The 24207-nt window shown below is 57.7% G+C and carries 26 protein-coding genes; 9 read left to right on the top strand and 17 right to left on the bottom strand.

Going from position 1 to position 24207, the window contains the following annotated elements; translation table 11 throughout:
• Positions 1 to 2: 2 nt before the first annotated feature.
• From ACA075_RS21195 to ACA075_RS21160, 8 genes are all read right to left on the bottom strand, one after another.
• Positions 3 to 3647, bottom strand: a complete 3645-nt coding sequence (locus ACA075_RS21195; RefSeq protein WP_497295156.1) for a transporter substrate-binding domain-containing protein — start codon at positions 3645 to 3647, stop codon at positions 3 to 5.
• Positions 3648 to 3655: 8 nt separating this feature from the next.
• Positions 3656 to 4282: a response regulator transcription factor gene (locus ACA075_RS21190; RefSeq protein WP_094468347.1), complete on the bottom strand. Its 627-nt coding sequence runs from the start codon at positions 4280 to 4282 to the stop codon at positions 3656 to 3658.
• A gap of 257 nt (positions 4283 to 4539) precedes the next feature.
• Positions 4540 to 4944 carry a response regulator gene (locus tag ACA075_RS21185; protein ID WP_497295154.1) on the bottom strand — a complete coding sequence of 135 codons (405 nt, stop codon included), beginning with the start codon at positions 4942 to 4944 and terminating at the stop codon, positions 4540 to 4542.
• A 174-nt stretch (positions 4945 to 5118) separates the two neighbouring features.
• Positions 5119 to 6450, bottom strand: a complete 1332-nt coding sequence (locus ACA075_RS21180; RefSeq protein ID WP_497295152.1) for a deoxyguanosinetriphosphate triphosphohydrolase — start codon at positions 6448 to 6450, stop codon at positions 5119 to 5121.
• 67 nt (positions 6451 to 6517) lie between these two features.
• On the bottom strand, positions 6518 to 7681 hold the full coding sequence (locus ACA075_RS21175; RefSeq protein WP_497295150.1) for an EAL domain-containing protein: 1164 nt from the start codon (positions 7679 to 7681) through the stop codon (positions 6518 to 6520).
• Positions 7682 to 7807: 126 nt separating this feature from the next.
• Positions 7808 to 8149: a hypothetical protein gene (locus ACA075_RS21170; RefSeq protein ID WP_497295149.1), complete on the bottom strand. Its 342-nt coding sequence runs from the start codon at positions 8147 to 8149 to the stop codon at positions 7808 to 7810.
• Complete coding sequence (locus tag ACA075_RS21165; RefSeq protein WP_094468343.1) at positions 8146 to 8535, bottom strand: phage holin family protein; 390 nt, start codon at positions 8533 to 8535, stop codon at positions 8146 to 8148. Before ACA075_RS21165 ends, ACA075_RS21170 begins: the two co-directional genes overlap by 4 nt.
• A gap of 1 nt (position 8536) precedes the next feature.
• A complete protein-coding gene (locus tag ACA075_RS21160) occupies positions 8537 to 8851 on the bottom strand; it encodes an ElaB/YgaM/YqjD family protein (RefSeq protein ID WP_090186370.1) in 315 nt (104 codons plus the stop codon).
• Positions 8852 to 9155: 304 nt separating this feature from the next.
• Here ACA075_RS21160 and ACA075_RS21155 point away from each other — a divergent pair, with 304 nt between their 5' ends.
• Complete coding sequence (locus ACA075_RS21155; RefSeq protein WP_497295147.1) at positions 9156 to 10364, top strand: ammonium transporter; 1209 nt, start codon at positions 9156 to 9158, stop codon at positions 10362 to 10364.
• A gap of 1 nt (position 10365) precedes the next feature.
• Here ACA075_RS21155 and ACA075_RS21150 read toward each other — a convergent pair whose 3' ends face one another.
• The gene (locus tag ACA075_RS21150) at positions 10366 to 12078 is read right to left on the bottom strand and encodes a cation:proton antiporter (RefSeq protein ID WP_497295145.1); all 1713 of its coding nucleotides are present in this window, start codon (positions 12076 to 12078) and stop codon (positions 10366 to 10368) included.
• Between the two features lie 207 nt (positions 12079 to 12285).
• Here ACA075_RS21150 and ACA075_RS21145 point away from each other — a divergent pair, with 207 nt between their 5' ends.
• The 3 genes from ACA075_RS21145 to ACA075_RS21135 all read left to right on the top strand — a co-directional run bounded on the left by ACA075_RS21145 (position 12286) and on the right by ACA075_RS21135 (position 13968).
• On the top strand, positions 12286 to 12522 hold the full coding sequence (locus ACA075_RS21145) for a glutaredoxin family protein (protein WP_497295143.1): 237 nt from the start codon (positions 12286 to 12288) through the stop codon (positions 12520 to 12522).
• A gap of 166 nt (positions 12523 to 12688) precedes the next feature.
• Entirely contained in the window at positions 12689 to 13006 is a 318-nt protein-coding gene (locus ACA075_RS21140; protein WP_046049178.1) for a hypothetical protein, read from the top strand.
• Between the two features lie 71 nt (positions 13007 to 13077).
• Positions 13078 to 13968, top strand: a complete 891-nt coding sequence (locus ACA075_RS21135) for a pseudouridine synthase (RefSeq protein ID WP_497295141.1) — start codon at positions 13078 to 13080, stop codon at positions 13966 to 13968.
• Between the two features lie 69 nt (positions 13969 to 14037).
• On the opposite strand, the gene ACA075_RS21130 is transcribed toward ACA075_RS21135, so the two are convergent.
• Together ACA075_RS21130 and mobA are read right to left on the bottom strand one after the other, a co-directional pair.
• The gene (locus ACA075_RS21130; RefSeq protein ID WP_219095297.1) at positions 14038 to 14259 is read right to left on the bottom strand and encodes a YgdI/YgdR family lipoprotein; all 222 of its coding nucleotides are present in this window, start codon (positions 14257 to 14259) and stop codon (positions 14038 to 14040) included.
• A 76-nt stretch (positions 14260 to 14335) separates the two neighbouring features.
• Positions 14336 to 14938, bottom strand: coding sequence for a molybdenum cofactor guanylyltransferase MobA (gene mobA / locus ACA075_RS21125; RefSeq protein ID WP_497295139.1), 603 nt, complete (start codon positions 14936 to 14938; stop codon positions 14336 to 14338).
• Positions 14939 to 15019: 81 nt separating this feature from the next.
• Between mobA and moaB the strand changes: the two genes are divergently transcribed.
• On the top strand, positions 15020 to 15559 hold the full coding sequence (moaB, locus tag ACA075_RS21120) for a molybdenum cofactor biosynthesis protein B (RefSeq protein ID WP_497295137.1): 540 nt from the start codon (positions 15020 to 15022) through the stop codon (positions 15557 to 15559).
• A gap of 22 nt (positions 15560 to 15581) precedes the next feature.
• Positions 15582 to 16769 (top strand): molybdopterin molybdotransferase MoeA, encoded by a 1188-nt coding sequence (locus tag ACA075_RS21115; protein WP_497299306.1) that lies wholly within the window; start codon positions 15582 to 15584, stop codon positions 16767 to 16769.
• A 66-nt stretch (positions 16770 to 16835) separates the two neighbouring features.
• On the opposite strand, the gene ACA075_RS21110 is transcribed toward ACA075_RS21115, so the two are convergent.
• Complete coding sequence (locus tag ACA075_RS21110; RefSeq protein ID WP_094468333.1) at positions 16836 to 17144, bottom strand: hypothetical protein; 309 nt, start codon at positions 17142 to 17144, stop codon at positions 16836 to 16838.
• A 323-nt stretch (positions 17145 to 17467) separates the two neighbouring features.
• Between ACA075_RS21110 and yegS the strand changes: the two genes are divergently transcribed.
• On the top strand, positions 17468 to 18385 hold the full coding sequence (gene yegS / locus ACA075_RS21105) for a lipid kinase YegS (protein ID WP_497295135.1): 918 nt from the start codon (positions 17468 to 17470) through the stop codon (positions 18383 to 18385).
• On the opposite strand, the gene ACA075_RS21100 is transcribed toward yegS, so the two are convergent.
• The 3 genes from ACA075_RS21100 to ACA075_RS21090 form a co-directional block, all read right to left on the bottom strand.
• A complete protein-coding gene (locus ACA075_RS21100) occupies positions 18369 to 19028 on the bottom strand; it encodes a response regulator (protein WP_497295134.1) in 660 nt (219 codons plus the stop codon). The two genes, yegS and ACA075_RS21100, sit on opposite strands and share 17 nt — an antisense overlap.
• A complete protein-coding gene (locus ACA075_RS21095) occupies positions 19025 to 19918 on the bottom strand; it encodes a sensor histidine kinase (protein ID WP_497299305.1) in 894 nt (297 codons plus the stop codon). Before ACA075_RS21095 ends, ACA075_RS21100 begins: the two co-directional genes overlap by 4 nt.
• Positions 19919 to 20339: 421 nt before the next feature.
• A complete protein-coding gene (locus ACA075_RS21090) occupies positions 20340 to 20810 on the bottom strand; it encodes a hypothetical protein (protein WP_094468329.1) in 471 nt (156 codons plus the stop codon).
• Between the two features lie 462 nt (positions 20811 to 21272).
• Here ACA075_RS21090 and ACA075_RS21085 point away from each other — a divergent pair, with 462 nt between their 5' ends.
• Complete coding sequence (locus ACA075_RS21085) at positions 21273 to 22208, top strand: chemotaxis protein CheV (RefSeq protein WP_497295132.1); 936 nt, start codon at positions 21273 to 21275, stop codon at positions 22206 to 22208.
• A gap of 204 nt (positions 22209 to 22412) precedes the next feature.
• The gene (locus tag ACA075_RS21080) at positions 22413 to 23219 is read left to right on the top strand and encodes an MOSC domain-containing protein (protein ID WP_497295131.1); all 807 of its coding nucleotides are present in this window, start codon (positions 22413 to 22415) and stop codon (positions 23217 to 23219) included.
• 72 nt (positions 23220 to 23291) lie between these two features.
• On the opposite strand, the gene ppnP is transcribed toward ACA075_RS21080, so the two are convergent.
• Positions 23292 to 23576, bottom strand: coding sequence for a pyrimidine/purine nucleoside phosphorylase (gene ppnP, locus ACA075_RS21075; protein ID WP_497295129.1), 285 nt, complete (start codon positions 23574 to 23576; stop codon positions 23292 to 23294).
• 61 nt (positions 23577 to 23637) lie between these two features.
• Positions 23638 to 24186, bottom strand: coding sequence for a 3'-5' exonuclease (locus tag ACA075_RS21070; protein ID WP_497295127.1), 549 nt, complete (start codon positions 24184 to 24186; stop codon positions 23638 to 23640).
• Positions 24187 to 24207: the final 21 nt, after the last annotated feature.

Raw genomic sequence — 24207 nt, 5'->3', positions numbered from 1 at the left:
AGTTAAGGCTCCATCATTCTGCTTTTCTCGTTGTGGCCTATCTGTTGCTCCAATGCCTGCTCAAGTTCGACCATCGCGCGGTCCATGGCCTTGGTGCAATTGACGACAACGTCAGGGTGGAACACTTCATGACAGGCGTTTTCCAGCGCCTCGCAGCTGTCGATCAATCGGCAAGCCTGGACGATTCGCGCAGCACCCTTGATTTTGTGGGCCACCTCGATGAAAGCCTGCCGATCTTCTGTGGGAGATAAGGTCAGCAACTCTTGCCGATCCAGACGGTTGCTGTTCAGCAGTTCGGACAACAGGCGCTGGTCCAGTGTCGGGCTGCCACCCGTAAGCAGATGCAGACCTTCAAGGCTGAAGGCCGGGGCGCGGACCGTCGGCGCAACGCCTTTAACCCATTGACTCAAGGCTGTCAGGCTCAGGGGCTTGAACAGGCAGTCGTCCATTCCGGCTTGTTTGCAACGTTGTATTTCTTCCGGTTGTGCGTTGGCGGTGAAGCCCAATACGGTACAAGGCCGGCTCTGCGTTTGCTGTTCATGTTGGCGAATGGAGCGAGCCAGTTCGTATCCATCCATGATCGGCATGTTGCAATCGACGATCACCAGATCGAACACCTCGTCCTTCCAAGCCTTCAACCCCGCTTCGCCATCCGGTGCGGCGCTGGAACGATGTCCCAGGAACTCCAGTTGCTGACACATGAGCAAGCGATTGGCGGGATGGTCGTCGACCACCAGGACGTTCAATACAGCCGAGGTCGTGTGGAGGGACGGTTCAGCGGTTTTCGACACCCGCTCGGCCGGCAGTGTTGCAAGGTTCAGCGAGATCCGGACCTGAGTGCCGATACCGGCCTGGCTGCTCAATTGCAGATTGCCGCCCATCATCTCGCACAGATTGCGGCTGATGACCAGGCCAAGCCCCGCGCCGCCTCTGGCCGCCTGCCCGGAATGATCGGCCTGGGCGAAAGGCTCGAACAAACGCCGTTGATCCTGTTCGCTGATCCCGACCCCGCTGTCCTGAACCTGCAACTGCAACAGCACCCGGTCGGGTTCGTCGGTTGGATGCAGCTCGACCACAACCCGGACCTGACCCTGTTCGGTAAACTTGATGGCGTTGCTGACGAGGTTGGACAGCACCTGCTTGAAGCGCATCGGGTCCAGCAGGACATCGGAGGGTGGTTCTGCCGGGTTGAAGTCCAGCCGCAGGCCCAGATTTTTCTGGCGGGCCAGTCCGTCGAAGATCCGTACCACCGACGATACGGTTTCTCTCAGGTTGACCCGCTCCGGGCTTAGGCTCAGTCGTCCGGATTCAATTCGCGCAATATCAAGAATGTCGCCAATCAGGTTCAGCAGGTCTTTCGCCGAGTGGTAGGCCACGTCAATGGCCGGGCGATCCGGGTGGCTGTGATCGATACGCTTGAGGGTCAGTTCGAGCATGCCGATGATGGCGTTCATCGGCGTGCGGATTTCATGGCTCATGGTCGCCAGAAAGGTGCTTTTGGCACGGTTGGCTTCATCCGCACGCTCTTTCGCGGCACGCAGGTCATCGAACAGTTGTCGGCGCTCGCTGATGTCGATCCAGCCGCCAATGACGCCTTGGACTTCACCGCTGGAGTCCCGGTAGGGAAGTATCCAGTGATAAATCGTCAGTGTGCGGCCACCGATATGCAATGGCCTGTCGAGAATCAGCGGAGTTCCTTCGGCCACGACGCGTTGGTAATCCGCCTGATATTCCTGGGCTTCAAATGAGTTACTCAAGCTGCCCTGCATGACGTTTTTACCAATGACGTCTTCGCGTTTGGCGCAGAAGGCCTCCAGGTAACTGTCGTTACAGCTTTGCAGCAAGCCTTGGCGATCACGCACGTAGATGGGATGAGGCGTGCCGTTGACCAGCGATCCCATGAACTCGAGTTGGTCGTTCAGGGCGAGCTCGGCGGCCAGGCGCTGATTGATCTGGCGACGCATGTAAGCGTTCCAGGTCATGGAAATCAGCAGCAGCACGCCAACCCCCAGAACGATCTGATAGAACACCCGGTGATAGTTGCGCCAGGTACTTTGCGAGGCCGACGAGTAGCCTCGCCAGCGGCTGTTGATAATGCCCAGTTCTTCCGGCGCGATGCTCAGCAGTGCCTTGTCGAGGATCGAACCCAGCTCTTTGGCGTCGCGCCCGGTCGCCAGGGAGAACGCGGCTTGCCGGGTGCCGATGGTGGTGCTTATTTGAAGTGTGTGCTCGAAGATTCGCGATGAGATGAAATAGTTGGCAATCACCAATGAACTCACCGCCCCTTCAGCCTGACCCTCGGCGAGCAATTCCACGGCACTGAAGGTATCCGGCGTTTCGATCAGATGGACTCGCGGGAACTCGCGGCGCAGGTAATCCGCTATTGGATTACCTTGGGCGATGGCCAGGCGCTTGTCCGTGAGTTGCGTCAGATTTGATGGGCTGTCCGCAGCTTTGCGAGTGAGCAGGACAACGGAGTTTTCCAGATAAGGACGGCTGAAGTTCAGCATCGTTTCACGTTGGGTGCTGGGGAGCAGGGCAGCAATCAGGTCGGCCTGATGGCTGTTGACCTGCTCGATCATCTCGTCATCGTTGCGGCTGCGATGGATCTCGAAGCGCAAACCGGTGCGCAATCTGATCAGCTCGAGCAGGTCGGCAGATACGCCCCGAAAGTTACCTTCGCTGTCGAAAAAAGTCAGCGGCGCCAACGCTTCGTTGACCACGACGCGCACGACAGGATGTTGCGCCAGCCAGCGTTGTTCACGGTCGGTGAGTTGCAGTTTCTGATCGGTGAGAAGAATGTCACTGCCCGCACTCCAGCGTTTGGCGATGTTTTCTCGCTCGCTGCCAGGGGTCGCTTTGAGGATGGCGTTGATGATCCCGAGTAGAGCCGGGTTGCCCTTATGTACGGCAAAGCTGAAACCGTGGGCCTCGTGTTTACCGAAGTTGGCCATGCGGATGTTGTTCAGATACCCCTTGTTGATTATGTAATGGGTTGAAATGGTATCGCCCAGAAAAACATCAGCCTGGTCGAAAGCCACCGCATTGATTGCATTCTGGTAGGAGGGGTAGGAAGTAATGATCGCTTTCGGGTACAGGGCTTTGACTTCGTCCAGCGGCAAGTAGTGATACACCATGCTCAGGCGCAGCCCGGCGAGGCCGTCGCTCAGGGATCTGGCTTCGCCTTCCCGTGTCACCAGAACCGGTTGATCCACGGCATAGGGCAAGGACAGCACGATGTCGGCATTGCGGGCTTCAAAACCATTGGCGCTGCCGAGCATGTCGACCTCGCCTTTTTCCAGGGCCTCGATCGCGTCTCCCCGGGAAACGTAGCGCTGGACCTTGACTGGCAGGCCGGTGACCTTGCCCAGGATGCCCGCATAATCAGCAGTGAAACCTTCGTAGTCGCGGCCGCTGATGGTCAGGTCGAAAGGAGGGTAGTCGGGGGCAGAGGTGCCCAGAATCAGTTCACGCTTATTGTTAAGCCATTGTTGTTGCGATTTATCCAGTTGGACTTCCATGTGTCCGGTCATTGAGCGACTGAGCAGGGTGTAATGCTCGCTCGCCGTCGGTGCCGCGTGCGCTGAGGTGCTCAGGCATAAACCCGCGGTCAGCGGTATCAGATAATCCATTAAGCGACTGGGCATCCTGTTTCTCACACTAACGCGTTGCGTTTTGCCATATCAATGAGTTCAACGAGTGATTTGGCCTTGAGTTTTTGCATGAGGCGTTTTTTGTAAGTGCTGACAGTCTTGTTACTCAAGAACATGCCCTTGGCAATTTCCTTGTTAGTGCGGCCTTGGGCAAAAAGTTGCAATACCATCAGCTCTCTGTCATTGACTGACTTGAACAGTTCGAGGTCGGCATATCGCTCATCGTCAGCACGGACAGGATTCAAGGCCTGGCTGGGGAAATAGTTGTAACCTGATAGTACCGCTTTAATTGCGCTCACCAGTTCACTAAGGTCTTCCTGTTTGCATACATACCCGGACGCGCCGGATTGCATGCAGCGAATCCCGAAAAGTGTCGGACACTGGGCTGTTAACACCAGGGTTTTGAGGGGGGTACTCATTGCGTTGAAACGGGAGAGAACTTCCAGCCCATCCAGTTTGGGGATGCTGATGTCAAGAATGACCAGGTCTGGCATGCATTCACGAACCATCTGCATGGCATCGACCCCATTATCAGTTTCGCCGACGACTTTGTAACCCTCATGTTCGAGCAACATTCGGACGGCAAGACGGATGACGGGGTGATCGTCGACAATAAAAACGGAGTTCATAATCAAATCCCATACGCGCTCAAATAAAGCGCGCACCTTAGCTCAGATAGTTGAGGGGGGCATGAACTGACAGGCCTGTAGTGGCAATATAAGATAATTCCTACAGTCGAAGAAGAATCGGACTACGGATCAACTAGGTTTTGCATGAGGATCAGTCAAGGTGTTGTATGTGTGTTTGGCGGCTCGGACAGGTTGATTTGAAATATATCAGAGGAGTGTTTAAATGTTTTTTAGTGTGTCTTTTTTTGGCAGCGTTTTTATAGTGAGGCCAAGGTTAATAAGTGTCTAAGGGCTGATTGTTTCAGGGGTTTTATCAAATAGCCCAACAAGGGCAGTCCGTGTTCGACGGCTATTCTTTCAAGACCGTCCAGTTCAATGGATGTCAGACTACTCAGCAGGATGGCCTGTCTGATCATTCCCCGCTGGCTGGCGTATTCGATCAGATCCAGACCGGGAAGGCCGGGCAGGCATTGATCGCACAGAAGGATGTCGAAGGGTTGCGACGCCTTGAGCATTTGCTGCAAGGCGGCTTCGGCGCTATCAGTGGCGGTCAGTTGAGTGAAGCCGTAACTCTCCAGCAAGCATTGGGTTGCCCTAAGCTGGAAGGGGTGGTCTTCCACCAGCAAGATGCGCCAATCGTGTTCAGACATGGGATTTTTCATGCTTCATCTGTCGAGCAGAGGGAGCGTGATTATTTCGCGATCGGACCGTTCGTTCGATCAGTCGGCTCTGCACTGGGTGTAGGGCGATTCTGTTGACGCGCGGATTGAAACGAGAAATGCGCAGAACGTCGATCAGCCGGTCAGGAGGCCCTGACGCGGCTGAACGATGCACGGTCATCCGTGGCTTGAGCGACCGGTCATTTCCAGTGCCATTTGACTGGCATAGCTGTCGGTCATGCCGGCGATGAAGTCGATCATTCTCAGGAACGAAGTGTGTAAAGGACCGTGAGGATCCGGCGCATTGTTGCCTAGCAGGTCGAGAATGCGCCGGCTCTTGAAGGACGGTGCCCGACCGTTGTGTTGTTCCAGTGCCGCGCCGCAGAACGCGTTGAGCAGGATTTCGAGGGTGGTATAAGCGCCGATTTCGTGCAGCGTCTTGCGCTTGTCCTGGAAGATCTTTTTGCGCGCCATGTCTTTGGCATTCAAGACGCAGCGCTTGGCCGGACCATGCATGTGCTCCACCAGATCGCCGGGCAGCGTGCCGGCCAGCAGCGAGTCCTGTTGCTCGACGAATGCCCGGGCGGCGGCATTGGTCAGGTGCTCGATGGCTTTGCCCCGCAGGATCGCCAGTTTACGCCGACGCGAATCCAGTGGGCCCAGTTGGCGATAGGTTTCCGGGAGATCATCGCCCACCAGGTCGAGCAGCAAAGACTCGACTTCGGCGTACTCCAGCAGGTCCATTTCCAGGCCATCTTCCAGATCGATCAGCGCGTAACAGATGTCGTCGGCGGCCTCCATCAGGTACACCAGTGGATGGCGCGCCCAGCGCTGTTCCTCCAGTTGCGGCAGGCCGAGTTTAAGGGCGATCTGCTCCAGCAGCGGGAGTTCGCTCTGATAGCAGCCGAACTTGTGCTTCTTGTAGCCCAATGAATCGGCGTGTTTTGCCGTCCACGGGTATTTCAGATAGGTGCCCAGTGTGGCGTAGGTCAGCCGGGTGCCGCCGTCGAATTGATGGTATTCGAGCTGGGTGAGCACTCGGAAGCCTTGGGCGTTACCTTCGAAATTCAGGAAGTCATTGCGTTCGACTTCGCTCATGGCGTCCAGCCAGCCACGGCCGGCGGCCTGCTGGAACCAGTGACGGATCGCGTCTTCGCCGGAATGCCCGAAGGGTGGATTACCGATGTCATGGGCCAGGCAAGCCGATTGCACCACCATCCCCAGATCGCTCGGTTCGCACCAGTCGGGCAGGGCACTGCGAATGGTTTCACCGACGCGCATGCCCAGGGATCGACCCACGCAACTGACTTCCAGCGAATGGGTCAGGCGCGTGTGGATGTGATCGTTGCTGGTGACCGGATGGACCTGAGTCTTGCGCCCGAGGCGGCGAAATGCACCCGAGAAAATGATGCGGTCGTGGTCTTTGTGAAAAGGGCTGCGGCCGAGTTCTTCCGGGCTGTGCAGAGGCTTTCCGAGGCGTTCGCGGGTAAGCAGGGTTTGCCAATCCAAGGCTGGACTCTCCGTCAGGTGACTGAGCCTCTAGCTTCCGGGTTCGTGCCTGACCCTGCAAGCGGAACTAGAGCCCGGCGGCGTCGATGTCGATGAGCAGCAGTCGCTCGCCGTTGTCGAAAAATTGCCCGGCAGTCAGGCAGTACTGATTGCTGGTGGCATCGCGGTAGGTCGTGGACAGTGTCAGGCGCCGCTCTTCCCAGCCTTCGGCCAACAAATGATAGAAATAGGGCCGCCACGACCAGTTATGACCCAAGTAGCGGTTATCGGCCTCCCAGCCGTTGTTGCGCCATTCCAGATTGGGCGTCAACTGGGTGCCGTGACGGTCGCATTGATAGAAGCGCAACAGCCAGGGAAACGCCTGCAGTTGTGGTAAGGCGTTCAGTGGCGCACGGGCCAGGGCCCAGGCTTGCAAGATGGCCATCAACTCGCAGAGTTGCTGGCGCATGATCATCAGTCGACCGCGTTCGCCCAGTTTACGCTGAACATAACGCTGGCGTAGTTGCGCGAAACGTTCGACAAAGGCGTCGGTGGCGAAGAAGTCCTCCTGCGCCCGGGCGAACAGAAACCCCTGTACGTAGCGCGAGCCGCACTCCAGGGCGAAATTCAGCTGATCTTCGGTTTCCACCCCTTCGGCAATGATCCAGCACCCGGTTTTCTCGGCCATTTGCGCCAGGGCTTTCACCACGTCGCTACTGGGGCCGCCCAATGCTGCGGCTTGGAACAGTCGCATATCGAGCTTGAGAATGTCCGGTTGCAGGGCCAGGACGCGATCAAGTTGCGAATAACCGGCACCAAAATCATCGATCGCGATCCGTGCCCCGGCGTTTCGATAGCGTGCCACGACGTCGGCCAGGCGCTGGATGTCGCCCCCCAGTTCGGTGATCTCGAAGACGATGCGTTGCGGATCAACGTTGTGTCGGCTCAATTGCTTGAGGCTCGGTAGAGCCTGGTCCGGCCGTAAGCGGTTGATCCATCGCGGTGATATGTTCAGGCTCAAAAACCAGTCCGATGGCGCTTCATGCAAACGGCTCAGAGCGTGAGCGCGGATCTGCCGGTCAAGGCGACGAAGGGCGATGGCGGGTGTTCGCGGGTCGGCGAACAACGGCCCCACCGAAGCCAGTTGACCTTCGGCCTGTCGCAGTCGACCCAGCGCTTCCACACCCGCGATACGGCCCGTGGCGGTATCGATAAATGGTTGAAAGCAGGCGAGCGGTTGCCCGTCGATCACGAGGCCTCCTTAGTAAGGTCTTGTTTTTGGGTTGACCTGTACGCCGGGTAGGCACACAGGATTGAACCTCTCGATAAAGAGGTTAATCCCGGTGGTGTTGCAAGAATGCAGCCAGGTAGTGGCTATTCAGTCTTTGCGCGAAGAACCCTGCATGACCAGTTTGATCAAGGGCCCCAGCGTTGTGCCCAGGCGAACCAGCCGGGTCAGGCTGCTGGTACCGCCGCTCTTGGCGCCTTTCCCGGTCAGAAAACCGAGCAGTGTCACGGCCGCCATGCCCCACAGCGGGGCGTGCTTAATGCCGAAGCCGTCGTGCAGGTTTTGCGTCATGCCGCGCACCCGCTGCAAGGGTTGTAGCAGTTGCGCGGATTCGTGACGAATTTCCTGGCGATGCATTTCCATGCGCAGGCGTATCAACGCCTTGCGCATTTCGGTGCGCGAGCTGTTATGGGGCAATTCAGGCAGGCTCATGGCAGCAGGCGCTCCCTATCGTTGGCCAATTCTTCCAGGGTGCCGTGGAAGGGCGAGGACTCATCGAAAATCGCGGCCTTCAGGCGCATGGCACAGAATATTGCTGCCAGTGTGTAGAACACACAGAGCCCGATGATCGCCGGCAGACGGTAGGTGTCCCAAAACAGGATCAGCACCAGCGTCGACAAGCCCACCAGCAACAGCAACGCAAAGACCAGCGCCAGGCCTGCAAACAGCAACAGGCTTACGGTGCGCGCTTTTTGTTCCTGCAACTCGATGCCGAACAGTTCGACATGGCTGTGCAACAGTCCAAGAAAAGCGGCACCCAGGCGCCGCGATGAAGAGCTTGTGCCCGTCGCGGACGAGCTGGATTCACCGATAGACATATCAGCGCCGAGTGGCCAGCAGGCCAATCAGAAAGCCGACACCTGCGGCGATTCCGACCGATTGCCATGGATTGGTCTGCACGTAATCTTCGGCAGCGGTAACGGCGGCCTGGCCGCGTTCGCGCAGGGAGTCTTCGGTCAGCTTCAACGTTTCGCGGGCACGCAGCAGACTCTCGTGGATCTGGCTGCGCAGCTCATCGGCCTGATCGCCAGCCAGGGTTGCGGTGTGTTCCAGCAACCGTTCGGTGTCGCTGACCAGAGTCTGAAAGTCGTTCATCAGGATTTCTTGAGCAGTCTTTGCTTTGATGCTGGCCATTGGTGATCTCCGTAATAGGCTTCTGAAGCGTTCGAGTATGAGCCTTGTGTGAAGGTTCAGTACAAATGACTGGTACAACTTTTGCTATGTCATGGTGCATCAGCCCGCGCCGTTGCGCTGTTGCCGGGCATGATTTCAGGAAAACCCTGATTCAAACAATCAAAACTCGCGTCAGGGTTTCAGCCTTGTGCGCCAAAGCGGTTCATCGTGATCAATGCCTTGATCCTGCGGGCCGCAACTTGGTGCACAAGCTCTCTGCGTGAACCGCTTTGGTGCTTTTTTAGCCTTCAGGTCTGCCAACCCCATGGAAAATCTGCAAAGCGCTGTGGACAATCTGGTCCATAGCTCCAATACGTTGTTCATCCTTATCGGTGCGGTCATGGTTTTGGCCATGCACGCCGGTTTTGCCTTTCTTGAAGTCGGCACGGTTCGACAAAAGAATCAGGTCAACGCCTTGTCGAAGATCCTCAGCGACTTCGCCATTTCGACTCTGGCCTACTTTTTTATAGGCTATTGGATTTCCTACGGGGTCACCTTCATGCAACCGGCGGCGGTGATCAATGCCGATCATGGCTACGGGCTGGTGAAGTTTTTCTTTCTGCTGACCTTTGCGGCGGCGATTCCGGCGATCATTTCCGGAGGCATTGCCGAGCGCGCCAGATTCGTCCCGCAGTTGTGTGCGACGGCGCTGATCGTGGCGTTCATCTATCCCTTCTTTGAAGGCATGATCTGGAACGGCAACTTCGGGTTGCAGGCCTGGTTGCTGGAGCAGTTTGGCGCCAGCTTCCATGACTTCGCGGGCTCGGTCGTGGTCCACGCCATGGGCGGATGGCTGGCGCTCGCGGCGGTGTTGCTGCTCGGGCCCAGGCAAGGGCGTTATCGCGAAGGGCGGCTGGTGGCGTTCGCACCGTCGAGCATTCCCTTTCTGGCATTGGGTTCGTGGATTCTGATCGTCGGCTGGTTTGGCTTCAACGTCATGAGCGCACAAACGCTGCAAGGCGTCAGTGGCCTGGTGGCGGTGAACTCGCTGATGGCCATGGTCGGCGGCACCGTGGCGGCACTGATTGTCGGACGCAATGACCCGGGGTTTCTGCATAACGGCCCACTGGCCGGGTTGGTGGCGATCTGCGCCGGTTCCGATTTGATGCACCCGGTGGGTGCGTTGATCACGGGCGTGATCGCCGGGACCTTGTTTGTCTGGTGCTTCACCGCCGCTCAAGTCAAATGGCGCATCGATGATGTGCTGGGTGTCTGGCCGTTGCATGGCTTGTGCGGTGTCTGGGGTGGAATCGCCTGCGGCATCTTCGGCCAGAGCGCCTTGGGTGGTCTGGGTGGGGTGAGCCTGATCAGCCAGGTGATCGGCACCTTGTTGGGTGTGATCGTGGCGCTGCTCGGTGGATTTGTGGTGTATGGCGTGATCAAGGCGTTGCATGGTCTGCGCCTGAGCCAGGAAGAGGAGTATTACGGTGCGGACTTGTCGGTGCACAAGATCGGCGCCGTCAGTCAGGACTGATTCAATTTTCTTCATCGTCACTCCCGGGATAAAACCCGTGCAGCAGGCGATAGCGGTCATGCCGTATCTGGTCGGCTCGCTCCTGCACCTGATGCGCGGGTAAACCCAGCATGATCAGGGCATGGGAGGCGAGCATCAGGCTTGACTCCAGCAGCTCGGGAACGACTTCGCTGGCGCCGGCCGCTTTCAACTCGGTCAGTTGGCTGTCGTCCCGAGTGCGTACCAGAATCGGAATCGTTGAGTTCAGTCGGCGCGCTTCCTGGAGAATCAGTAGCGCGATGTCGGTCTGGTCCACGGCAATCACCAGCAGCCTGGCCCGCGCCAGCCCGACCGCGCGCAACAATTCACCGCGTCGCGAGTCGCCGTAATGCACACAGGTTTCACCCACGGCGGCTTCCTGGACTCGCACCGGGTCGGTGTCCAGTGCAAGGTAGGGTTGCGACGCGTTGCGTAGCGCGCGGCCGATGGACTGGCCCACGCGACCATAGCCACAGATCACGACGTGGTTGTGCAAGTCAGCGTTGAGCGCGCTGATTTCTGCCAGTTTTGCTTCTTCGTTGGGCTTGCGATGCAGGCGTGTCGCAATGTGGGGGGCGGCACGCAGCAGCAACGGTGTCACCAGCATCGAGCAGAATGTCGCGGCCAGCAGAAGACCTCCGAAGTCGGCGGGCATCAGTTTGTTTTGCTGCATCTGCGCCATCAAGGCAAAGCAGAACTCGCCACCCTGAGCCAATGCGAGGCCACTGCGCCAGGCGGTTTCGCCGTCGCTGCCGCGCCATTTGACCAGCAGCGCGACCACGGCGCCCTTGATGAGCAGTAACCCAAGCGTCAGGCCGAGAACCAGCAGGCCGTGGCTGGCAAACAGCTGCAAGTCGATCAGCATGCCGATGCTGACGAAAAACAACCCGAGCAAGATGTCGCGGAACGGCCGGATGTCCGCCTCGATCTGGTGCCGATAGTGGCTTTCCCCCAGCAGCATGCCGGCGAGAAATGCACCCAGGGCAGGGGAGAGACCGAGCAAGTGAGTCAGCCACGCGGTCAGCAAAACGATGACCAGCGCCAACAGCACGAACAGCTCCGGGGAGCGGGCGGCGGCGACTTCATGGAACAGGCGGGGCAGCAACCATCGACTGGCCAGCAGCAAGCCACCAAACAGCACCAGGGTCTTGCCCAGCGTCAACGGCAATGCCCAATACCAGGCTTGATCGCTGTTGCCGGCGAACACCGGCACCAGGGTCAGCAACAGCACCGCCACCACATCCTGGAACAGCAGCACGGCGATGGCATTCTGGCCATGGCTGCTGAAAATTTCGCCGAGGCTGCTCAGCTCCTTGCTGACAATGGCCGTAGAAGACAGCGACAGACCGGCACCGAGTAACAACGCGGGCGTCGCCGGCATGCCGAACAGCATCAGCAATGCCCCCATCAAAATCCCGGACACCAACACTTGCAGGCTGCCAAGGCCGAACACCACCCGACGCAATGCGATCATCTTCGACAGGGAAAACTCCAGCCCAAGGGAGAACAGCAGAAACACCACCCCCAGCTCGGCCAGGTCTGGCAACTCTTCGCTTTCATTCACCCAGTTGAACGCCGTCGGCCCGATCATCAGCCCTACGCACAGATAGCCCAGCACCGGCGGCAAACGCAGGCGCTGGAACAGTGCAATCACTACCAAAGAGGAGGCGAGAATGATCAAGAGGTTGGCGAACACGAAAAACTCCGGTGATGGGTGTTGGCTACTCAAGCGTAGAGGTAAAAAAAACCTGAGCATTGCGTAATTGCCATCTGGAGCGACTGATATGCATCAGGGTTTTGCCGCTGCCATCGCGGTTTTTGTTTCAGGACAGAAAATTCAACGGCTCGACGGCTTTTCGGGGCAGGCCTAGAATAGGTTCTTAATTTTTTAGGTTGAGCGCTCATGCTTCCTGAATGTCAGTTGTTCGGCACCAGTGGGTGCCACCTCTGTGACGTGGCCGAAGCCATGCTGATGGAGTTTGTCGAACGCGGTTTGCTGGTGGAACTGGTTGATATCGCTAAGGATGAAACGTGGTTTGAAGCTTATAGCTTGCGTATCCCGGTGCTGCGGCGGGTTGATACTGGCGCTGAACTGGGCTGGCCATTCAGTGCCGACGAGGTGGTAGCGTTTCTGCGTTAAGTGGTTTTACTGGTAGCGACGTCCCGTCTGTCGAACTTTGCGATTGATCCCCTTGGCTTAACCGACGCTCTTCGGATACTGTATGCGCATACAGTTATTCGTAATACTGCCTGCGTCCCTGGTTTTCGGGGGCGAGCAGGCGGTTCCGGGCGTGAGAGGCGAAATCGTGGTCAATGTCGAACAATTGAAGAACAGCGTGAACCGGATGTCGGCAGACGTGGTACGCGAGGCGGTCCTCGAATTGCGTCTGGATGGTCTTGTCACCGAAGGAAAAACGCCCTTCAATAAATTGCACTTCAACACCTGTTTTGCCGAAATCGAAGCATTGTTCCAGCGCGCGGGTTATCACCGCCAGCTCGATGTCGTGGGTTATCAGGGCTTGTTGTATGCGCTTTATGATCCAGGCCGCTGGGAAGCGGTCGATGTGCTGCGCTGGCTCAAGGAGTTCACCGAGGCGGCGGCGCGCGCGCAGATACCGGCGTGAGGATTCTCTACTAGGTTCGTTCCGGCCGCTGTTGGATAATGCTGCCCTGCATTGAGGGTCAGAGCGTTCGTATGTCCACTTCATCTTTTTCTGCTGCACACAACCAGGCCAGCACGCTCTACTTGCCGCCGGGTCCTTGGCAAACCGTGCTCGATTGCCTGTGTGAACATTTCAGCGCTATCGGTCGAGAACAATGGCTGGACCGAATTGCTCGCGGTCGCGTGCTTGACGGGCACGGTCAACCGATTGCTCTTGATCTGCGTTACAAGGAAGGCCTGCGGATTCATTACTTCCGTGAGGTGCCTGACGAAAAACCGATCCCCGTGGTCGAATCGATCCTGTACGCCGACGAACACTTGGTGGTGGCGGACAAGCCGCATTTTCTGCCGGTGACGCCGGCTGGCGAATACGTGGAACAGACGTTGTTGCGCCGGTTGATCCGTCGACTGGATAACCCGCATCTTGTGCCTTTGCATCGTATCGATCGGCATACGGCAGGACTGGTGTTGTTTTCGGCGAACCCTGAGAGTCGCTCGGCATACCAGTCATTATTTCCTACACGGAATATCGAAAAACGCTACGAAGCAATCGCCCGCGCATTGCCTGAACTCACCTTTCCACTGGTTCATAAAAGTCGGCTGGTCGATGGCGAGCCATTCTTTCGCATGCAGGAAGGTCCGGGTGCCAGCAACACCGAGACGGCAGTCGAGGTTCGTGAGAAGAACGGCGATCTCTGGCGTTATGGACTTTATCCGGTGACCGGCAAGAAACATCAGTTGCGGGTGCACATGACCGCTTTAGGCGCCAGTATCTGCAACGACCCGTTCTACCCGCAGGTGCTCAAGGATGTCGAGGACGACTATGCCAATCCCTTGAAGCTGCTGGCCCAGGGTTTGCGGTTTGTCGACCCGGTCACCGGCCAGCAACGTGAATTCGAGAGCACGATCACCCTGCAATGGTGATTACATTGCTTCAGGCACGAAAAAGCCCGCATCAAGCGGGCTTTTCTGTATCCGGTGGTGCCGTAAAGATTACAACTCTTTAACGGTACGAACCTGATCCTTGTTGATGCGGGTTTGTTTGCCGTCCAGTTGTTCGAACTGGTAGAAACCCGATTCTTCATCGTATTTTGGCGCGTCGACGGCCTGGATTTCGCGACCGTCATTCAAGGTGATCACTGTAGGCGATGCGCAACCGGCGAGGGTCGCGAGGCCCAGTGCGAGCATGAGAGTGGCGAGGGTCCGTTGAGTCATGAGTGTGTCTCCGAATATGAATTCTTTTGGTTACCGAGCTTGAGACGTATACAACGCGTGCAAGTTCCTTCTCGTGTCAGTCTGACACAGTGTTGTGTTCACTTAACAGCTCTGGCGTGTTGAGGTTGGCCAGGCGAGGATCGTTATCCGGGCATTGCAGGGCGGTAGCGCCTTGTTTACGCATGACGCGACCCGGGCTGCGCTCGCCGTCATGCCAAGCCGTTTCGAAATCCACCGAGAGCGCCACAGGGATGATGCACAGCAACGGTTCCCAGTGCTGGCCATGGCGCAGCATCAGCGGTTTGTCCGGATGCTGGCGGGCGGTTTCGCGCATGCTCTGGAGCAGGGCCGCATCGATGCGCGGCACATCGCACGGCAACACCAGCAGATAGGGGTGGCGGGCGGCCTTGAGCCCGGCGCGAATACCGGCCAAAGGTCCCGGGAAGTCGCCTTCATCGTCATGGACCAACTGGTCGGCATAAGGCGCGTATTTTTCCAGGTTCCTGTTGCAGGAGATGATCAGGTCATCACTCAACTCGCGGGTCTTGCGATGCAGATGCGCAATTAGCGGCTCGCCATGCCAATCCAGCAAGCCTTTGTCCTGGCCGCCCATGCGTTGGCCTCTGCCACCTGCCAGGAGCAGAATGGAGCAGGGCGGCAAATGTGTATTCGAGGTCATGGCACGTCTCCATGGGGGCGGCGAAAAAACAGGGCGCTGTGATATAACACCGGGCTGTTTATCCTACAACTGGACGAGCCTATGAAAGCCAAGGCTGATGTACCTTTCGCGCCGCTCAACATCGCGGTGTTGACTGTCAGCGATACCCGCACCCTGGAAACCGATACGTCAGGACAACTTTTCGTCGATCGCTTGAGCGCTGCCGGTCATAACCTGGCTGCTCGGGTTTTGCTTAAAGATGATCTCTACAAAATTCGCGCGCAAGTTGCCAACTGGATTGCTGATGACGTCGTGCAAGTGGTGTTGATCACCGGCGGTACCGGGTTCACGGGGCGCGACAGCACGCCGGAAGCGGTGAGCTGTCTGCTGGACAAGCAAGTCGACGGTTTCGGCGAGTTGTTCCGGCAAATTTCGGTAGCGGACATCGGCACTTCGACTGTTCAGTCCCGGGCCCTGGCGGGTTTGGCCAATGGCACGCTGGTCTGCTGTTTGCCGGGTTCGACCAATGCTGTGCGCACTGGCTGGGATGGCATTCTCGCTGAACAACTGGATTCGCGGCACCGTCCCTGCAATTTCGTCGCTCACCTGAAACAGGCGGCACCCTGTGAATCCCGTGGGTAAGCCCGGCAAAACCGGCAGCTTGATGGCTGTCGAAGTGGCGCTGGCGCGTTTGCTGGAAATGGCTGAGGCATCAACGATACGTGAGCGTGAGCGCTTGCCGTTGGCGCAGGCTCAGGGGCGCATACTGGCCGATGACCTGGTCTCGATGCTTGATCTGCCGCCCTGGCCGAACAGTGCCATGGACGGCTATGCCTTGCGCGTCGCTGACTGGGCGGGTGAACCCTTGGTGGTCAGTCAGAAGATTTTTGCCGGCCAGGCACCCGAGCCGTTGAAGCCAGGTACCTGCGCCCGGATCTTTACCGGAGCGCCTGTACCGGCGGGTGCCGATTGCGTCGAGATGCAAGAGAACGCCGAGGTCCAGGCGGACGAGCGCGTCCGTTTTATCGAGACGATGACCCCGGGTCAAAATATTCGCCCGCAAGGCCAGGAAACCACCGTTGGCGAACTTGTTTTGCCGGCTGGTACACGCCTCGGACCTATCGAGCAGGGCCTGGCGGCGTCGCTGGGATGTGCTGAGCTGGACGTGGTTCGCAAGGTTCGTGTTGCGGTCCTGTCAACCGGAGATGAATTGATAGAGCCGGGCCAGCCCCTTGGGCCGGGACAGATCTACAACAGTAATCGTGTGTTGCTGTGCAGTTGGTTGCAGCGCTTGGGCTGTGACGTGATCGATGCCGGAATACTTCCCGATGATTTAGCGACCACTCGTGCCCGCCTTGGCGAGTTGAAGAATGTCGACCTGATCCTTTCTACCGGCGGCGTGTCTGTGGGAGAGGCCGATTTTCTGGGCATTGCCTTGCGCGAAGAGGGCGAGTTGACCCTGTGGAAACTCGCCATCAAACCAGGCAAGCCGCTGACGTTCGGTCATTTTCGCGGCGTCCCTGTGATTGGTTTGCCCGGCAACCCGGCGTCGACGCTGGTTACATTTGCCTTGTTGGCCAGGCCCTATCTTTTGCGCCGCCAGGGTGTGAAAGAGGTCGAGCCATTAAAGTTTCAGGTGCCTGCAGGGTTCGACTGGCCGAAGGCGGGTAATCGCCGGGAGTATTTGCGTGGACGCCTGGAGCATGGTCGGGCAATCATCTACAAGAATCAAAGCTCCGGGGTGCTCCGCAGTGCGGCCTGGGCTGATGGTCTGGTTGAAGTGCTGGAAGACCGCACGTTGATCGAAGGCGATTACGTGAACTTCATTCCGCTGAGCGAAGTCCTGGGCTGATTCTGGCGAAAGTCTTGCCACGCAAGCGCGGTTGATCTTGCCCGAGCTTGCGTGCATGGCTAGCGTTTAACGAACCAGAAGTGACACGACCTGATCAAAGCGGCTGTTGGCGACCCAGCCCAGCAGCCCCAGGACCACGGCTGTTCCACCCGCAGAATAGGCCAGCCTGTGTTTGATGGATTTAACATCGCCACGGACCTCTTCCATGTCTCTTCTGATGTATTTGAGGTGAGTCTCGAGTTCAATGACGCGAGGTTCCATATCAACTCCTCCGGCGGGCTTTGCGTTGTTATTGAATTCAGCCTGATGATTGGCGCGAGTGTCTGCCATTGTCGCGACCTGACTGATCGGTAACCTGATGTCATGGCTTTGCATGAGTAGAAACACTCCTTGCTTTAAAGCCCTTTGGCTGGCCGACACGTTTGTTGATTGCGCTTTGTGTGACCCTTGAAGCGGGTTTGCTCATTGTTCGCACATCCCTGTGTATTTAATGTTGATGACTGATGCCGCGGACACCAAGGTGTACCAATCGCCAAGGTTGGTCAATTGAGCCGATTCCGCACATCTTGTAAGAAAATATCCCGCCCTGTAGGACCGTAAGGCTGCACGCGCCAAAAAAATTCAAATCCGTGCGACTTTTTTAGGCGCTGGTGAGGTCAACATCTCCCATACGGATTCCAAACATGGGAGCGACAATAATGAGTGAGCGCAAGGCGCTGTTGATTCTGCATGGCAAGCAGGCGCTCAACGAGGAGGTCCGAGCGGCCGTCGACGTTAAACGCAAGCAGGGTTGGGAGTTGGCCGTCCGACTGACCTGGGAGGCGGGTGACGCGCAGCGGTTGGTGGAAGAAGCGTTGAGCGCGGGCTATACGCAACTGATTGCCGGCGGCGGTGATGGCACCTTGCGTGATATCGCCGAGGCCATGGCAGCGCATTCGACGCAGGCCAGCCTGGTGCTGATGCCGCTGGGCACCGCCAACGATTTTGCGCGAGCTGCCGGGGTGCCGCTCGAACCCGCTCTGGCGCTGGACCTTCTGGAAGCCGCACCGCACGCGATCGATTTGGGCGAGGTGGGCGGTCAAGTCTTTCTGAACATGGCCACCGGCGGCTTTGGCAGTCAGGTCACGGCGAATACCTCGGAAGACTTGAAGAAAGTCCTCGGGGGCGCGGCTTATCTGTTTACCGGGTTATCGCGCTTCAGCGAACTGCATGCCGCCTACGGCGAGTTGCAGGGGCCGGACTTTCAATGGAGTGGTGAGCTTTTGGCGTTGGGTATCGGCAATGGCCGGCAGGCTGGCGGTGGTCATGTGCTGTGCCCGGAGGCCCTGGCTGACGATGGTCTGCTGGATATCAGCATTTTGCCGGCGCCGCAGGAAGTGGTCGGTACGTTGAAAACGTTGCTGGCCGATGGCTTCGGCATCGACAACATGTTTGTGCGAGCTCGCCTGCCATGGGTCGAGATCAAGGTTGCGGAAGGCCTCTACATCAATCTGGACGGCGAACCTATCGAAGGCGAGAGTCTGCGATTCTCGGCGCGTCCTGCAGCATTGCGTGTGCATTTGCCGCAGAACTCGCCTCTGCTGAGCGCTTCGAAAACGGTCAGTCGTCCAGGCTGATGATTTGCTCGCGCACGGCAAACAGTACCAGGCCGGCCACGTCGTAGATCTGCAAGCGCTTCATGATCTGCGAGCGGTGAGTTTCAACGGTTTTGATGCTGAGGCCCAGGCCATTGGCGATTTCGCGGGTGGATTTGCCGCGAACAATCAGTCGCAGGATTTCCAGTTGGCGGGCCGTCAGGTTGTGCGAGTCCGCAGGCTCGGGCTGATGCTTCTGATTGCGGATCAGCGCCTGGTTGATGACCGTGTGGGCAATGGCCGGGCTCAGGTAGCGTTCGTTATTGCGCAAGGCATCCAGGGCATGTTCCAGCTCGGTGGCCGTGGTGTCCTTGAGCAAATAGCCATGAGCACCGGACTCAAGCGCCTGCATGATCAGTGCCGGATCGGTGTGCATCGACAGGATCAGCACCTTGCTTTGCGGGCGGACCCGCTTGAGTCGCTGCAAGGCTTCAAGGCCGCCGGTCTCCTTCATGGAGATATCCAGCAGAACGATGTCAGGGGATAGCCTCTCGACCATCTCGAGTAGCTGCGAGCCGTCATTGGCCTCACCAATGACCGCGTAGCCGGGAATATCCAGCACCAGAGCGCGCACGCCTGCCCTGATAAGCGAGTGGTCATCCACCAGAAGTAAGTTACAAGTCAATGCATAACCTTATTCGTACTGGCCCGTTCGAGCGCACGGGGCGCCCAGGGAAAGAGTGCTTCAATTTGAGTGCCTTTGCCCGGCTCGCTGGTCACGTTCAAGGTACCGCCCAGTTGATCGATCCGTTCCACCATCCCGGCCATCCCGCGTTGTCCCTCTCGACCGGGGTCCGCGGCTGGCGCGAACCCCAGGCCGTCGTCGCTGATCAACAGCGCCAAACCCTGGGGCGTGCGTTGCAGGCGGATCAACAGGTTGTTCGCTTCGGCGTGGCGCAGAATGTTGGTGACCGCTTCCTGGGTAATTCGAAAGGCTGCCACCGCCATTTCTTCCGGTATGCCGGTCAGGCGTTGATGGCATTCCAGGCTCCAGTGCATCGATGTATTGACCAGCGTCTTGAGCAGATGCGCACGCAAACTGGCTTCCAGTCCAAGACTGGCCAACTGCCTGGGATTGAGAATGGCCGAGACATCACGAACCTTGGCCAGGGTTTCGTCCAGTGTGTCGCAGAGCACCGAGCACTGGCCTTGCATGTCTTCAGGCATCCGACGTTTCAGCCATTCACTTTGAAGTTTTGCAGCGGTCAGCAACTGGCCGATGTCGTCATGCAATTCACGACTGAGCCGGTGACGTTCGTTCTCCTGTACTTCCAGCAGACGATCGGCCAGCTCTTGCGGCTGAAATTTTATCGACTTGCGCGAGAGGCAATGTTGAACCCAGACGCAGGCGAGTGCCGCCAGATTGAGAACCAGCAGGCTGACCGGTAGTGGCACAGACAGGCTGAAGGCCAGCAAGCTGCCAAGTGCCGAACTGGTACACAGCAAAAGCGTGAACCGTCGCGCGTTTGTTTGGGAGGGTGGCCATAGGGTGATTGACTTGAGACTGGCGTACATAGCGGATGGAGCCAATGGATGTTCGCTGCGGGCAGACCGGCCATCGTGGTTGACGGGTCTCTGTCTGAAAATCTGTAGTGACTCGTCTTGAGCAGTGCTGTCCAGGGTTGAAACCAGAGCCTTCAACTTATCGGGCTGCTGTCATCTGGAATCACATTGCCATTAATTAGCGTCAACTAAAGGTCGGCATAATACCACTTAAGATACCGTCGGTCGCGTTTGCTATATATGTCTATTCGGTCAGGAATTAAAGTTCTGGACGATAGTTCCACAATGGAAAAAGTTTTATGGGAGGGGTAATTATTTGTATCGAGCTGTCGTTAACAGGTATGAAATATTCAATTGCGACATGAGCGCACCCAAGTTAATGAGCGGCATCATGGCAATAAGAATACGCGACACGGCCTAGTTGTCGGAAGAATTAAGCCTGCCGCTCAGAATAGGAAACGAGCGTGAACGGTTTGGAATTAACCGCTAACTGAAAATGACTTTGTCCGACCTGAAACGCAAAGGCTTCAATCAGGGAAGTCTGTTCACTGTTATCCAAACTGAGTTGGCCGGTGGTCTGATCGATGAGTTCGAGTTGCCAGGCCATCAACGTAAAGCAGTCCTTCAGTGCGCCCAAGGCCTGGTCGTGCAGTTCCATGTGGCTTTGGGCGTGGTTCAGCAAGCCGTGGATGTGCAGCGAAAATTCGGACACCGCTTCCAGCGCCAGAGCGTCGGCTCTGCTGGCCAGTTTTAGCAGACTGCTGAGCATGCAATCGATTGCGTCCTTGTCATTGCTGATGAGCTGCAGATGGCTCAGGCACTCCTCCGATTTGGCCAGGAGTGTTTCAGCTTCGACCAGAAATTCCGGTAAACGCTGAGCCCACTGTTTAGGGTCGTTCGGCATGCTTATCTCCACAACGTCATGTCAAATGAGGGGATGTCGTGTGTGTCGACGAAGACGTCCAGCGTCCCGACGCTGCCGTGCCGGCATGAGATCGCGCTCCGGCTGACCTGGGCGCAGGCTGGGGAACTCGAGAGGGTGGATGGCCACTTACCTGCGATCGCACACAAAAGCCTGACTCCGTTCATGCAATGAGAATGGCGTCACATTAATGGCTATTGGATATTGCGAATATCAGGTTGGGCCTGATTGTTACTAGGGGAATCCCTTACACAGGGGAACCTAACGTGCAAACCGAGGTCACGCCGCAGGGGATGAAGCAGATGAAATCACTGCGCCAGTAAAGCATGATGTTAATGTGACATCAATGCCCGGTCGTGGCATTTTGTCCCAGGGTCAAGGTCTGGCAAAAACAGCCGATAACTCTCTTTAGTGAATTCATCAGTACAAGCCCAGGAGTCATTAATGGCCGGCATTCTCGACACGGTAGACCAACGCACGCAACTGGTGGGTGAGAATCGCCTGGAAATTCTCATGTTCCGGCTGGCCGGTCGGCAATTGTTCGCGATCAACGTTTTTAAAGTGCAGGAAGTGTTGCAACTGCCGAAGCTGACCCTGATGCCTCAGCGTCATCCGTTTGTCTGCGGCGTGGTCAACTTGCGTGGGCAGACGTTGCCGGTGATCGATCTGTCCCAAGCCATCGGCATGCGTCCGCTGGTGCCTAGCCCTACCAGTACGATCATCGTCACCGAGTACAACCGTTCGGTGCAGGCGTTCCTGGTTGGCGGCGTAGACCGCATTGTCAACATGAACTGGGAAGCCATTCTGCCGCCGCCCACCAGCGCCGGCCGCCAGCATTACCTGACCGCCATCAGCAAGGTCGACGATCAGTTGGTGGAAATCATCGACGTCGAAAAAGTCCTGGCCGAAATCGTGCCGTACAACGCCAAGGTTTCGCGCGAGAAACTCGACGACCCGGTACTGGAGAGCGCCCGTGGTCGTGAAGTGCTGCTGGTGGACGACTCCAACGTAGCCCTGTCGCAACTGCGCGATACCCTGGGCCAGTTGGGCGTGAAGATGCACATCGCCAGCGACGGCTTGAAGGCGCTGAACATGCTCAAGGCCTGGGCCGATACGGGCGTGTCGATGACTGACAAACTGCTGATGGTTTTTACCGACGCGGAAATGCCGGAAATGGACGGCTATCGCCTGACCACCGAAATCCGCAACGACCCGCGCCTGCGCGGCCTCTACGTTGTGCTGCACACGTCGTTGTCGGGCAGCTTCAACGACTCGATGGTCAAGAAGGTCGGCTGCGACAATTTCCTCTCCAAGTTCCAGCCGGACAAACTCGTCGACGTGGTGCGCCAGCGCCTGATGCTCGACGAAGTGCCGGCCTGATCACGATCTAAGTCTGCACACGATCAATCTGTAGGAGCGAGCCTGCTCGCGAAGAGGCCATCACCGTCAATATTGATATTGGCTGATACATCGCCTTCGCGAACAAGCCCGCCCCCAAAAGGTAAACAGAGATCAATTTTCTGCCTTTGATTCGGCGACCAAGCTCGTATAGGGTGGCATTTTTTGCCCACCAGGGAGCTGGCCATGTTGCGTCTGAGCGCGCTTTACCGTTATCCGTTGAAATCCGGCAAGGGCGAGCCCCTGCAACAAGTCAGCCTCGACAAACTCGGTCTTGACGGTGATCGACGCTGGATGCTCGTGGACGAGGCCAGCGGGCGCTTCCTGACCCAGCGCGCGGTGGGGCAGATGAGCCAGTTGTCGGCGCTGTGGAATGCCGACGGTGGCTTGACTCTCAGTGCTCCCGGCCGCGCCCCAATCGACATCGCATTACCCGCCAGCGATGCGGGACTGCGAGGCGTGACGATCTTCAAAGACAGTCTGCGCGTACCCGATGCCGGTGATAAGGCCGGCGCCTGGGTCAGTGAATTCATTGGAAAGCCGACGCGCCTGGTGCAAATTCCTCTGGATCGCGCACGCACCACGCAAGCGGGCTACGGCCGGGACGACGATCAAGTGGCGTTCGCCGACGGCTTCCCGCTGTTGCTGATCGGCCAGGCGTCCCTGGAAGACCTCTCGCAAAAGGTCGGGCGCCCGCTGGAAATGATGCGCTTTCGTCCGAATTTGGTGATCGAGGGCAGCGAGGCGTTTGCTGAAGACAGCTGGAAGCGTATCCGCATCGGCGATGTCGAGTTCCGCGTGGTCAAGTCCTGTTCGCGCTGCATCCTGACTACCATCGACCCGCAAACCGGTGAGCGCAGTAGTGATCGCGAGCCTTTGGCCTCGTTGCAGAAATACCGCTCCGAGGCGGACGGCGCGATGTTCGGGCAGAACCTGGTCAACGACAGCAATGGCCAACTTGAAGTCGGCATGCCAGTGACGATCCTGGAATAAACACACGGAATGAAAAATGCCCGGGTCCCAAAGGCCCCGGGCATTTTTTTGTTACTGTGAAAACCCGGGGGTTTAGCCGCGGTATTCGCACAGGTAAGCGGTGTCGACGGCCACTTTCAGCTGGAACTTGCTGTTGGCTGGCACGTTGAACTGGCTGCCGGCGGCGAAGGTTTCCCAATCAGTGCTGTCAGGCAGCTTGACGGTCAGGGCGCCGGTCACCACGTGCATGATTTCACGCTGGCTGGTGCCGAATTCGTATTCGCCCGGAGCCATGACGCCGACGGTCGCAGGACCTTCAGCGGTGCCAAAGGCGATCGACTTGACGGTGCCGTCGAAGTACTCGTTGACTTTAAACATGGGCGATTCCTCGAAAAGGGCTAAAAAGGGCCGGCCAGTATGCACAAGGCCCACGCCGGCGTCACCTCTCCAGGGGGAGAACCTGTGGCAACAGACGCGCTGTATTGCGCGCATCTTCCAGTGCCCGATGTTGTTGGCCATTGAACTGCATGCCCGCCAGTTGCAGCGCGCCGTTGAGCCCCAGTGGGCGTTCCAGGCGCCGGGCCTTGGCAAAGCGCTGTTTGAGATTCATGTGCGGTACGCTGGCAAGAACGCTGTCCAGTTGCAGTCGCTGCCATTCCTGAAGCAATTGCTTGCGATCGTAATCGCCCCAACTGGCCCAGCCCTCCAGCTCCGGTTGATGCTGCAAGAGCCATTGCTCGAATGACGGCCAGACCTCACTCAGCGTCTGCGCTGCGTCGACGTTGGCCTGGGTGATGTGCGTCAGTTCCCGGCAAAACGGCGTCAGCAGCGGGCGCCGCAACGGCTGCACGAAGCACTGGAAAAAATCCACTTCGCGTCCTTTGCGGTCCACGAGGGTGGCACCGATTTCGATGATTTCCATTTCCGTAACTGGCCAGCCACCGTCATCGGTGGTGGCTTCCAGATCGATCACCAGCCAGTGAGGCATCGCAGGGTTCCTGGTATCCGC

The organism is Pseudomonas sp. LBUM1663 (genome assembly GCF_059695905.1).
This window is presented reverse-complemented; position numbering and strand designations above follow the sequence as displayed.